This is a genomic window from Phytohabitans maris (assembly GCF_031085175.1).
Taxonomy (GTDB): Bacteria; Actinomycetota; Actinomycetes; order Mycobacteriales; family Micromonosporaceae; genus Phytohabitans; species Phytohabitans maris.
Genome location: NZ_JAVHUY010000017.1, coordinates 25,606 through 37,571, shown reverse-complemented (window position 1 = coordinate 37,571; position 11,966 = coordinate 25,606). Strand labels below are relative to the sequence as shown.

General features: G+C 71.5%; 11 protein-coding genes. 6 read left to right on the top strand and 5 right to left on the bottom strand.

The features are described 5' to 3' along the window. Positions 1–31: 31 nt before the first annotated feature. Positions 32–2,290, top strand: coding sequence for a S8 family serine peptidase (locus RB614_RS19215; protein ID WP_308713931.1), 2,259 nt, complete (start codon positions 32–34; stop codon positions 2,288–2,290). Between the two features lie 22 nt (positions 2,291–2,312). Then, positions 2,313–3,203, top strand: coding sequence for a GNAT family N-acetyltransferase (locus RB614_RS19210; protein ID WP_308713930.1), 891 nt, complete (start codon positions 2,313–2,315; stop codon positions 3,201–3,203). A 3-nt stretch (positions 3,204–3,206) separates the two neighbouring features. On the opposite strand, the gene RB614_RS19205 is transcribed toward RB614_RS19210, so the two are convergent. Then, positions 3,207–3,818 (bottom strand): dihydrofolate reductase family protein, encoded by a 612-nt coding sequence (locus tag RB614_RS19205; RefSeq protein WP_308713928.1) that lies wholly within the window; start codon positions 3,816–3,818, stop codon positions 3,207–3,209. 201 nt (positions 3,819–4,019) lie between these two features. On the opposite strand from RB614_RS19205, the gene RB614_RS19200 reads away from it, so the two are divergent. Then, positions 4,020–4,373 carry a hypothetical protein gene (locus tag RB614_RS19200; protein WP_308713927.1) on the top strand — a complete coding sequence of 118 codons (354 nt, stop codon included), beginning with the start codon at positions 4,020–4,022 and terminating at the stop codon, positions 4,371–4,373. A gap of 129 nt (positions 4,374–4,502) precedes the next feature. Here the strand turns inward: RB614_RS19200 and groL are convergent, their stop codons facing one another. Continuing rightward, on the bottom strand, positions 4,503–6,125 hold the full coding sequence (groL, locus tag RB614_RS19195) for a chaperonin GroEL (RefSeq protein ID WP_308713926.1): 1,623 nt from the start codon (positions 6,123–6,125) through the stop codon (positions 4,503–4,505). Positions 6,126–6,448: 323 nt separating this feature from the next. After that, positions 6,449–6,652 (bottom strand): cold-shock protein, encoded by a 204-nt coding sequence (locus RB614_RS19190; RefSeq protein WP_033342363.1) that lies wholly within the window; start codon positions 6,650–6,652, stop codon positions 6,449–6,451. Between the two features lie 338 nt (positions 6,653–6,990). Between RB614_RS19190 and RB614_RS19185 the strand changes: the two genes are divergently transcribed. Together RB614_RS19185 and RB614_RS19180 are read left to right on the top strand one after the other, a co-directional pair. Continuing rightward, positions 6,991–7,740, top strand: a complete 750-nt coding sequence (locus tag RB614_RS19185) for a serine hydrolase (RefSeq protein ID WP_308713925.1) — start codon at positions 6,991–6,993, stop codon at positions 7,738–7,740. A gap of 181 nt (positions 7,741–7,921) precedes the next feature. Continuing rightward, positions 7,922–8,428 carry a GNAT family N-acetyltransferase gene (locus tag RB614_RS19180; protein WP_308713924.1) on the top strand — a complete coding sequence of 169 codons (507 nt, stop codon included), beginning with the start codon at positions 7,922–7,924 and terminating at the stop codon, positions 8,426–8,428. A 67-nt stretch (positions 8,429–8,495) separates the two neighbouring features. Here the strand turns inward: RB614_RS19180 and paaN are convergent, their stop codons facing one another. Then, the gene (gene paaN / locus RB614_RS19175) at positions 8,496–10,172 is read right to left on the bottom strand and encodes a phenylacetic acid degradation protein PaaN (protein ID WP_308713923.1); all 1,677 of its coding nucleotides are present in this window, start codon (positions 10,170–10,172) and stop codon (positions 8,496–8,498) included. A 58-nt stretch (positions 10,173–10,230) separates the two neighbouring features. Between paaN and RB614_RS19170 the strand changes: the two genes are divergently transcribed. Further along, entirely contained in the window at positions 10,231–10,710 is a 480-nt protein-coding gene (locus tag RB614_RS19170; RefSeq protein WP_308713922.1) for a hypothetical protein, read from the top strand. Here RB614_RS19170 and RB614_RS19165 read toward each other — a convergent pair. Beyond that, positions 10,649–11,668 carry a GNAT family N-acetyltransferase gene (locus tag RB614_RS19165; protein ID WP_308713921.1) on the bottom strand — a complete coding sequence of 340 codons (1,020 nt, stop codon included), beginning with the start codon at positions 11,666–11,668 and terminating at the stop codon, positions 10,649–10,651. The two genes, RB614_RS19170 and RB614_RS19165, sit on opposite strands and share 62 nt — an antisense overlap. Positions 11,669–11,966 lie beyond the last annotated feature (298 nt).

Here is an 11,966-nt window from a genome sequence, read left to right as displayed (position 1 = left end):
GTAACCGCAGGCCGGTCGTAGTGTTTCGCGCATGGCGTATCCCTCACACCCGGCGTACCCGGTCCCCGAGCGCTCCACCAGCCCGTGGGTGGTGTTCGCCGCCGCGTCGGTCGGCGTGTGGGCGGTGGCGATAACCGTCCTGTGCCAGTCGGTCGGCTGGCTGGCCGACCAGGTGCTGCTGGTGACCGGGCTGGATACCCCGACGTGGACCTGGCCGGTCGTCGCGATCGTCAACGCCGTGCTGGCCGCCACGCCCGCGGTCATCCTCGCGTTCGTGCCGCGCTCCCCGGCCGTACGCGCCGCCGGCCGGGTGTGGCTGCTCGGCGCGGCGGCGCTCGGCGGCCTCGGCCTGCTGCGCGCGGTACCCCAGCCGCGCAACGAGCTCTACCTCGCGCTCCTCGCCCTGGCCGCGGCCGGCGGCGCGGTCCTGCTGCGCGGCCGCCCCTCGCTGCCCGCTCTCGGCTTCGCCGGTGGGCTCGCGGTGCTCCTGCCCTGGCTCTGGATCGGCGCGCTGGGCGGGCTGGCGGAGACCGTGCTGGCCGTGCTCGCGGCCGCGGCGCTCGGCTGGCTCGCCGCCGCGATCCTCGACGCCGCCTTCTGGGCCCGGTACGGCGTCGTGCTCGGCGGCTTCGTCGCCGGCGTGGCGCTGCTGCTGCTCGCCGCCGGGGTCGGCCAGGCCGGCGCCCAGCTCGCCGCGATGCTGCTCCTGCCGCCGCTGGGCTTCGCGGCCGCCGCGTTGCGCAGCGCCGGACCGCTGGTCGCGGTCGCGGCGCTGGGACCGCTGGCCTTCGCCGATCCCGAGGAGATCACGCTGCTGCTGGTCGGAGGTGGGCGGGACCTGCCCGTCTGGGCGTCCATCGCCGCCGCCGTCGCACTCGCCGTCGCGCTCGTCGTCGGCATCGGGTACGGCTTGGCGCGCGCCCGCCTCGCCGGACGGTGGATCGGGGCCGGGGCGGTGGTGCTGATGCTGGTCACCGGTGCGGCGATGTACCTGGGCCCCGGTCAGCCCGGCCTCTTCGGCGAGCGCCTCTTCGTCATCCTCAAGTCCCAGGCCGACCTGAGCGGGGTGACCACCGCCAGCCGCGAGGCCCGGGTCACCGAGGTCTACCGCCGGCTCGTCGAACACGCCAACGGTACGCAGGCCGATCTGCGCCGGACGCTCGACCGCTGGCACCTCGACTACACGCCGTACTACCTGGTCAACGCCGTCGAGGTGGACGGCGGGCCGGCGATCCGTGCCTGGCTGTCCCGGCGCGACGACGTCGACCGGGTGCTGCTCAGCCAGCGGCTGCGCCCGCTGCCCGCCGATCCCGGCGTGACCCACGGCGACGCGCCCGCCCCCTCCGCCCCGCCGTGGAACATCTCGCTGATCGGCGCCGACCGTGCCGCCACCCAGCTCGGCGTCGACGGCTCGGGCGTCGTGGTCGGCACCTCGGACTCCGGTGTGGACGGTGCGCATCCCGCGCTCTCCGGCAACTTCCGGGGCGGCGACGACTCCTGGTACGACCCGTGGAACCACACCCGTACCCCGACCGACCGGGGCGGGCACGGCACCCACACGCTCGGCTCGGCGGTGGGCCGTACCGTCGGCGTGGCACCCGGCGCCCGCTGGGTCGGCTGCGTCAACCTCGACCGCAACCTCGGCAACCCGGCCCACTACCTGGACTGCATGCAGTTCATGCTGGCCCCGTTCCCGTTCGGCGGCGACGCGTTCACCGACGGCCGGCCGGAGCGGGCCCCGCACGTCCTCACGAACTCGTGGGGTTGCCCGCGGATCGAGGGCTGCGACGAGGGTTCGCTGCGCGCGGCCACCGCGGCGTTCGCGGCCGCCGGCATCTTCTTCACGGTCGCGGCCGGCAACACCGGCCCGTTCTGCGGATCGGTCGACGACCCGCCGGCCCCGTACCCGGACGTGGAGACCGTCGGCGCGGTCGACCGGCTCAAGGAGGTCACGGAGTTCTCCAGTCGCGGACCGACCGACGCCGATCTCGCCAAGCCCGACATCGTGGCGCCCGGCCAGGACGTGCTCTCGGCGATGCCCGGCGGCGGGTACGCCGAGCAGAGCGGCACCTCCATGGCCGCACCGCACGTGGCCGGTGTGGTGGCGCTGATGTGGTCGGCCAACCCGCGGCTGATCGGCGACCTCGCCCGTACCCGTGAGATCCTGCGCGACACGGCCACGCCCGCGAACCCTGGCGACAGTTCCGGCGAGTGCGCGCCGGCCGACGTCACCGGCGCCGGGATGGTCGACGCGTACGCGGCGGTGCAGGCGGCACGCACGGCGTCCTGACCGCCGGTTAGTGTCGGCGACCGTGGAGTTTTCGATCGCCGCGCTGACCGACGCCGACGTACCCGCCGTGGTTGACCTTTGCCGAGAGGCGCTGGACCTGCCCGACGACGCCGCGGAGGCGGACCAGATCGTGGCCCGGCTGCGCGAGCAGCCGGGCATCGGCTTCGCCGCCACCGCGGACGGTGAGCTGGCCGGGGTGGTGCTCGGGTCGATCTCGCACCGCGACGACTCGATCGGGCACGTCGACCTCGTCGCGGTCCGGCCGGCCGCACGCCGCCAGGGCATCGGGCGGGCGCTGCTGACCCGGGCCGAGGGGGCGCTGGCCGGCCGGGGTGCGGTCGAGGTGCTGCTGGCCGGCAACCCGCCGTACTACGCCTGGCCCGGCATCGACGTCCGCTACACGCCCGCGGTCTGCGCGGCCAACGCGCTCGGGTACGAGCAGGACCGCACCGCGTGGAACATGACCGCCGACCTCACCGCCCTCCGCCCGACCGAGGCGGCGCAGGAGCGGCTGGCGGCGAACGGGGTCGCCGTCCGGCGCGCGGACACCGGCGACCTACCGGCGCTGGTCGAGTTCGCCCGCGCCAACTTCAGCGACGGTTGGGCCGGCGAGGTCTCCGACTCGGTGGGGCGGCCCGGCGCCGGCTGCCACATCGCGCTCCGGGACGGCGAGGTGCTCGGCTTCGCCGCGTACGGCTCGTCGCGGCCGAGCTGGTTTGGCCCGATGGGCACCGCGCCCGCCGCGCAGGGGCTCGGCATCGGTGGCCTGCTGCTCCGCCGATGCCTGCGCGACCTGCGGGACACCGGCCTCCAGCAGGCCCAGATCGGCTGGGTGGGGCCGGTGCCGTTCTACGCGTCGGCGGTGGGTGCCCGGATCGAGCGCGTCTTCTTCCTGTACCGCAAGCAGTTGTAGCCCCTACTCGGCCGGCAGGTGCGTCCGGGCCTCCTCGTACCCACCCTCGGGCGCCTGGGTCGCCGGGCCGTAGACGAGGTAGAGCACGCCGGTCTGGAACGGCGTGGACGACAGCAGCGTGAGCGGCATCGTCGTGTCGCCCTCGTCGAAGAGGCGCATCCCCTTGCGTACGGCGATCGGGTGCACCAGCAGGTGCAGCTCGTCGAGCAGGCCGGCGGCGAGCAGCTGCCGCACGATCGAGACCGACCCGCTCATGCCGATGGTCCCCTCGCCCGGCTCGTTCTTGAGCGCGGTGACCGCCTCCACGAGGTCGCCCTGGAGCAGCTCGGAGTTGCGCCAGGTGAACTCCAGCGGCTGCCGCGACACCACGATCTTGCGCATGTCGCCGAGCTTCTTGGCGAAGTGCGCGTCCTCGTCGCCCGCGGCCTCCCGATCGGGCCACGCGCCGGCGAAGCTGTCGTACGTCACGCGGCCGATCAGCAGTGTGTCCGCCGAGCCGAGCTGGCCGTCGACGGCCGCGCCCATCTCGTCGTTGAAGTACGGGAAGTGCCACTGATCCGGCGCCTCGACGACCCCGTCGAGCGAGATGAACAGGCCAGCGGTGATCTTCTTCATGACGTCTCCCAGGTAGCGGCTGAACGCTCTATCGCCAGGTAGGACGGACCGGACCCGCTGAACTCATCGGTCCTGCGCCCGGTTCTCTCCGCCGAACCTATCGGAGCTCATACCAGGCAACCGACGCATACGGATTAATACTCTCTTTTCACCGCGAGCCTCTTGACCGGCCCATAACGTTGCCCCTGGAAGGAGGAGATCATGGCCAAGGAAAAGCGACCGAAGGACGATCTCCAGACCGTGGCAAAGTCCCGCATGGCCCAGATGCCGGCCGAGACAGCCGGGGGCAGGCTCGACCAGAGCCTCTCACCCGGCGCGGCCCGACCAGACCGGTCGGACCGCCCGGAGCGGCCGGACCTGGCGAACCGGCGGGACCCGGGCGCACCACAGCCCGGCCAGCACAGCAACAACCAGCACCAGCACAACGAGTTCCAGCGCAACCAGCCGCGGCCCGGACAGCCGCACGAGATGAGCGGCCCTCAGTCGTCCACTGAGGACCTGCCGCCGAAGCCGATGTCGCGGGCAGACAAGCAGCGCAACCAGCCACGCCGCTGACACCGGTGCGAACCGGCCGCGGCGCACGGCCGCCGCGCAAGCGACGAGGCCGCTGAGTAGATAGACAAACGAAAGGGGCGAGCCGGAAACCCGGCTCGCCCCTCCCTTGTGGACAGGACTGATCAGAGATCAGAAGTCCATGTCGCCGCCGCCGGGCGCACCCGCCGGGGCCTTCTCCTTCTCCGGCTTGTCCGCCACCACAGCCTCGGTGGTCAGGAACAGGGCCGCGATCGAAGCCGCGTTCTGCAGCGCCGAACGGGTCACCTTGGCCGGGTCGATGATGCCCGCCGACAGCAGGTCGACGTACTCACCGCTGGCCGCGTTGAGGCCGTGGTTGGTCTCCAGGTTGCGCACCTTCTCCACCACGACGCCACCCTCGAGGCCGGCGTTGACGGCGATCTGGCGCAGCGGCGCGTCGAGCGCGATCTTTACGATCGTCGCGCCGGTGGCCTCGTCGCCAGCCAGGTCGAGCTTGTCGAAGGCGGTCTTGCCGGCCTGGACCAGCGCGACGCCACCACCCGGGACGATGCCCTCCTCGACTGCGGCCTTGGCGTTGCGGACCGCGTCCTCGATACGGTGCTTGCGCTCCTTGAGCTCGACCTCGGTGGCCGCGCCGACCTTGATCACCGCGACACCGCCGGCGAGCTTCGCCAGGCGCTCCTGCAGCTTCTCACGGTCGTAGTCGGAGTCGCTCTTTTCGATCTCGGCGCGGATCTGGTTGACCCGACCCTGGATCTGGTCGGCGTCACCGGCACCGTCGACGATCGTGGTCTCGTCCTTGGTCACCACGACCTTGCGGGCGCGGCCCAGCAGGTCGAGCGTGGCGGCGTCGAGCTTGAGCCCGACCTCCTCGCTGATGACCTGGCCGCCGGTGAGGATGCCGATGTCGGTCAGCATCGCCTTGCGGCGGTCGCCGAAGCCGGGCGCCTTCACCGCGACGGACTTGAACGTGCCACGCACCTTGTTGACGACGAGGGTGGCGAGCGCCTCGCCCTCGACGTCTTCGGCGATGATCGCCAGCGGCTTGCCCGACTGCATGACCTTTTCGAGGATCGGCAGCAGGTCCTTCACCGACGAGATCTTGCTGTTGACGATCAGGATGTAGGGGTCGTCGAGGACGGCCTCCATCCGCTCGGCGTCGGTCCAGAAGTACGGCGAGATGTAGCCCTTGTCGAAGCGCATGCCCTCGGTGAGCTCGAGCTCCAGGCCGAAGGTGTTGCTCTCCTCGACGGTGATGACGCCTTCCTTGCCGACCTTGTCCATCGCCTCGGCGATGATCTCGCCGACGGTGGCGTCACCGGCCGAGATCGACGCGGTGGAGGCGATCTGCTCCTTGGTCTCGACGTCCTTGGCGAGCTTCGCCAGCTCCTCCGCGACGTTGGCGACGGCCGCCTCGATGCCCCGCTTCAGGGCCATCGGGTTGGCGCCGGCCGCCACGTTGCGCAGGCCCTCGCGGACCAGCGCCTGGGCCAGGACGGTCGCCGTCGTCGTGCCGTCACCGGCCACGTCGTCGGTCTTCTTCGCGACCTCCTTGACCAGCTCCGCGCCGATCTTCTCGTAGGGGTCCTCGAGCTCGATCTCCTTGGCGATGCTCACACCATCGTTGGTGATGGTGGGCGCGCCCCACTTCTTCTCGAGCACGACGTTGCGGCCCTTCGGGCCCAGCGTCACCTTTACGGCGTCGGCGAGGGTGTTCATGCCCCGCTCAAGGCCGCGGCGCGCCTCCTCGTCGAACGCGATAATCTTGGCCATACGGCGTTGTCCTCCAGCTGGACATCCACGGCACTTCGAGCGGTCAGCCCGAAGCGCGCAGCGACCTTCCGTCCGGCCGGGCCGGATAGCCCGCGACGACCGGCCCGTGCCGCGCCATCAATGCGATGATCACGACCGTGGCCCCACCGCCCCGACCATTGGCACTCACATGCCGCGAGTGCCAATCACCTGTTTAGCACTCTCCCCTAGGGAGTGCAAGCGCGTCGGGTGAACGGGTGATGAGGGCTGGCGAAACCTGGCCCGCAATAGCTGGAGGCGGGGCCGGAAACCCGGATGCCCCGCCTCAACGCGTCACTGAGGGCTCAGGCGATGACCCGAACCTTCTCGGCCTGCGGCCCCTTCTGGCCCTGAGCGATCTCGAACTCCACGCGCTGGCCGTCGTCCAGCGCCTTGTAGCCGTCCATCTCGATCGCCGAGAAGTGGACGAAGACGTCCTGCCCGCCGTCGACCGCGATGAAGCCGTAGCCCTTTTCGCTGTTGAACCACTTGACGGTGCCCTGTGCCACGGTGCACTTCCCTCACTTCGATGGTGCTGGGTTCGACAACCCCCGGCCGCGCCGTTTGCCGGCCGGGGCCGCCGATCCGTGGTCCGGGGTGGTCCGTCGAACACAGCGGCCGAAATCGCACGCTACACGAGGACCCCCGCCCGCGCACTACCCCAAACCGGACACCCGGGTCGTCACCCGGCATCCTGCCGCCTCGACCTGCACTCCTGCCTCGTTGAACGAACGTGGTTTCACGCAGACCGAACGGACGAGGCCGGCACCGGGCCGGAATGGGCCAGGGATGGCTCGCGACGGCGTACGTGAGCGCCGCGCTAACCGTCGTGACCCTGATCGCGACCGTGAGTACGAGTCAGGGCTCGGCGGCGCACTGGGTGGCGGGTCAGCGACCGGTGGCGTCCAGCCCGCCGGCCAAGCCACCGCCGCCGGTCCGCGTCCGTGTCGACCACACCGGCTTCCTCTCCTGGGCGCTGCTGGACCGGCGCAGCGGAAGCATCAGCGGCTCGGGCAACCTGACCGCCCCCAGCGACACGATGTCGATGGTCAAGGCCTGGATCGCCGCCGACTACCTGCGGACGGCGGCGGACGAGGAGATCAGCGAAGACCGGCTCCGGCAGCTCAGGATCATGATCCGGGACAGCGACAACACGGCCGCCCAGGCGCTGTTCGAGCTGGTCGGGCGCCGGGCCTCGATCGAGCGGCTGATCGCCACCTGCGGGCTCACCGAGAGCAGCGCGTACGGCAACTGGTGGAGCCGGACCACCGTCTCGGCGCGGGACACCGTACGGCTGGGCGCCTGCATCGCGGACGGCCGCGCGGCGGGTCCCCGGTGGACCGGCTGGCTGCTGGACGAGATGCGGCAGGTGCGCGGGGCCGGCGACTTCGGCGTACGGCTGGCGCTCCCCGACCCCGGCCGCGTGGCCATCAAGAACGGCTGGCTCCTGCGCGACGACGACCGGCTGTGGCACATCAGCTGCCTCGCGATCGCCGAGCGCTGGGTGCTCGGCGTGCTCCTGCGCTACCCGGCCGAGCTCGGCTTCGAGTACGGCACCGACCTCTGCGAAAACGTCGGCAGGCAAGCCGTCGTGTGATCGAAGCTCCCCTCAAGTCGCGAGAACGACGTGGGGGGAGCTTCGATCACCGCCCGGGGGGGGCGTGGCACCCCCCCCCCCCCCCCGCCCCACGACCGCGCGGCCGCCCCCCCCCCCCCCCGACCGTGGGGAGCGCGGGACGCGCCGCACCCAGGCTCTGAAAGCCCTCTAGGGTGACGGGATGACGACGCGAGCGACCGTGCGCCGGGTGCGGCTGCAGGACGCGGCCCGGATGCGGGCGCTGCGCCTGGAGATGCTCGCCGACACCCCGCTCGCCTTCCTGGAGACGCTGGCCGAGGCGGCCGAGATCCCGCACGCCGAGTTCGCGGAGCGGATCGCCGGCAGCGCGTTCGGCCACTTCCGGGCGCAGTTCGTGGCGGAGGTGGACGGGCGCTTCGTCGGGCACGCCGGCGGGATCATGTCGCCCGACGAGCCCAAGCTCACGATCATCTTCGCCGTCTACATCACGCCGGCCCGGCGCGGCACCGGCATGCTGGAGCAACTCGTGGACGAGGTGGCCGCCTGGTCGCGGAGCGTCGGCCGCCCCGAGCTGATGCTGGAGGTCGTGGTCGGCAACGAACGGGCGCGACGGGCGTACGAGCGGCTGGGCTTCGTCGACACCGGCATCCGCGTGCCACACCCGGTCGTCCCGGTGCTCCGGGAGCTCCAGATGCGCCGGCTGGCCTGACCCCACTCGGTGATCGAAGCTCCCGTCAAGTCGTTCTAGCGACTTGACGGGAGCTTCGATCACGGGGCTACGCGGTGTGGCGGCGGGACTGGACGATCCGGAAGCGGCTGGCCACGTACGCGCCGTCGGTCAGTGCCGCGTTCGCCGCCGGGTTGGCGCCGCTCGCGTGGAAGTCGGAGAAGGCCGCCGACTGGTTGACAAAGACGCCACCGGTCAAGTTGCAGGACAGGTGCACGCCCACGTCGAGCGCGACCGCCTCGGCGGCGTCCAGCACCTTCTCGTCCGTGGAGTACACGGATGCGGTGATCGCGCCCCGTTCGCCCACAGTGGACCGGAAGATCTCCAGGCTCTCCGCCGTGGAGTCGGTGGCGATCACGAACGAGATCGGTCCGAACCACTCCATGCCGTAGGTCTCCGCGGCGTCCGCGGGCAGCTTCAGGATCGCCGGGGTACGGACGACCGCGCCCTCGAACGCCGGATGCTCGACGACCCGCGACTCCAGCACCGGCTCGCCGACCGACTTGACCTCGTCGAGCCGGTTGAGCACGCCGTCGTTGACGATCGCGCCGGTCAGCTCCACCGCGCGGGCCGGATCGCCGGTCAGCTTGCCCACCGCGCCCGCGATGCCGGCCGCCACCTCGTCGAACGACTTGTGCCCCTGGTCGGTGCCGATGCCGCCGGCCGGTACCAGCACGTTTTGCGGCGTGGTGCACATCTGCCCGCTGTAGAGGACGAGCGAGAAGCCGATGTTGCGGCACATGCCGGCGAAGTCGTCGGTCGAGTCGATCACGATCGTGTTGACGCCGGCCTTCTCCGTGTAGACGACGGCCTGGCGGGCGTTCTCCTCCAGCCACTCGCCGTACGCGGTCGAGCCGGTGTAGTCGATGATCTTCACTTCGGGGCGCAGTGCCAGCGTGGAGGCGAGCGCCTCCCCCGGCGCCTCGGGCGCCAGCAGCATCAGGTTGGGGTCGAAGCCGGCCTCGGCGAGCACCTCGCGGGCGTACCGGACGGTGATCGCGAGCGGGAGCACGGCCCGCGGGTGCGGCTTGACGATCACCGGGTTGCCCGTGACGAGGGAGGCGAAGAGCCCTGGGTACGAGTTCCAGGTCGGGAAGGTGTTGCAGCCGATGACCAGGCCGATCCCGCGCGGTACCACGTGGAACCGCTTGGTCATCCGCAGCGGGTCGCCCTTGCCGGCCGGCTTTTCCCAGGCGGCCTCGCCGGGGTGCCGGGTCATCTCCGCGTACGCGTACGCCAGCGCCTCCAGCGCACGGTCGAGCGCGTGCGTCCCGCCCGCCTGGAACGCCATCACGAACGCTTGGCCGCTGGTGAACTGCACCGCGTTGGCGAGCTCGAACACGTTCGCGTGCAGCCGCGCCAGGATCTCCAGGCAGACGCCGGCACGGACCTGCGGGCCGGCGTCGCGCCAGGCGGGCAGGGCGGCCGTCGCCGCGGCGATCAGCTCGCCCGCCTCGACGTGCGGGTAGGTCACCGCGAGCTCGACGCCGAACGGGCTCGCCTCGGTGGCGATCCAGCCGTCGGTGCCCGGCTGGTCGAGCGGGAAGCGGTTGTCGAGGTACGCCTGGAAGGCCGCCTGGCCGTCGGCGGCGGCCGTCTCCCCGTACACGCGGGGGCTGGGCGACTCGGGGTAGGCCGACCAGTAGCCGCGCTCGGAGATCGCGGCGAGCGCACGCGCGAGGGTGTCGGCGTGCTTGTCGTACAGATGGCGCGGGGAGTCCGTCATCCCGCCATCATCCCCCAGCGGGGGTGAGAAGCTAACAGGTATGCCCAGGTGGCCGGCGGTGCGCACCACTCTGACGTGGGTCAACGGCACCACGCTCGCGGCGCTGCTGCTCGCCACCGCCACGCGCACCCGGCTCGTGCGCGGCCCCGGCGGGCTGTACGTGGCGGGCGGCTACCGCCTCCGCGTGCCCAAGCAGTCCTGCTTCACGGTCGGCACGGTGGTCTTCACCAAGCGCCCGGCCGGCTGGCTGCTCGACCCCGATCGGGCGGAGCTGCTCGGCCACGAGACCCGGCACGTCGGCCAGTACGCGGTGCTCGGCCTCTTCTTCTTCCCGCTCTACGGCGCCGCCTCCGCGTACTCGTACCTGCTGACCGGTGGCTACGGCTGCCGCAACTTCTTCGAGCGGGACGCGGGGCTGGCGGCCGGTGGCTACCGCCAGCTCCCGCTGCGTCCGTGGGCCGCGCGGACCGGCCGTCTTATAGGTCGTGCTGCCAGTTCTGCCAGCCGTCGACAGGGCGGAACCCCATCGCCTCGTTGATCGAGATCATGTGGTCGTTGACCCCGGCGTTCCAGGTGTCGATCGCCCGCAGCCCCGGCTCGTGCGCCCGGGTGTAGCCGAGGTTTTCCAGCTTGACGACGGTGCCGAGGCGGTGGCCGCGGTGGGTCGGCTCGACGATGGTGATCTGCTGGAACGCGTGCCAGTCGACCGTACCGGGGAAGTCGATCGTGGTGAACGCGACGACCTTGCCGCTCTCGTCGTGCCGTACCGCCGTGTTGTACCGGCGGCGGCCACGCGCGGCCGCGACGGCGTCGTTTGCCCGGATGCGGTCGGCGTCGACCTTCTCCGCCTCCCAGTCGAGGTCGCCCATCGGCGCGTCGGAGAGCAGCCGGCCGTCGAGGTACGCGATGTCGTCGATGATCTCGTCGGGCGTGGCGCCCCGCCACTTGACCAGCGAATAGCCGGCGGCGCGCTCCCAGGCGGCGGCCAGCTGCTGGCGAAGGCCGTCTTCGTCGAGCTTGGTGACGTCGAGGCGGCGCCGCACGTCGGTCAGCGCACCCTTGGCACCCATCGCGGTGGCGAACGCGCCGCCCGCCTCGTCGCGCGCCACGCCGCCGGGCAGCGACTCGACCGACATGCCCATCAGCCGCTTGCGACCCGCGCCGCGGACCATGGCCTGGACGTGCTCGTACAGCGCGCGGCCCACGCCGCGCCGGCGATGCTCGGGGTGCACGCTGAGGTCGGCCTCGGCGTTTTCGAGGTTGTCCAGCTGCGGCAGCTCGACCGTCACGTAACCGGCGGCGACGCCGTCGATCGTGGCCAGGAACCGCTCGTGCGTGGCGCCGGGCCACGGGTAGCGCAGCTCGGCGAGGAAGCGCTGCCGGCCCACGGGCGGAAAGTCCGGCACGTCCGCGGCCAACGCGGCTTCGACGATCTGGTACGCCTGCTCGACGGCCTTCTCGTCGGCCGGATCCATGGGTCTGACGGCGATGTCCATGTCACCGAGGGTCCCTTTTCGGGCCGCTCTCCGCGACCGAATTTAGCCGCTCGGATCGGCTGGATCAGCCCGGACAAGTTGGTCGGGAGGGACAGCCGCACAGCGCCTCCGGCGCTGGGACGTTAGAACAAAGCCTACGGCGACCGCCCTCCCGCACGGAGCATCCTGCGTCGTCCAGATGGCGCCGTCAAGTCCCCGGAGCGGTGTTTTCTCGACGGACGGCAAAATCCCGACTACGGAATGCAACTCCCATCCCGACCAAACCTCCGCTACCTGCACTTCCCTCCGTGGTCACGCT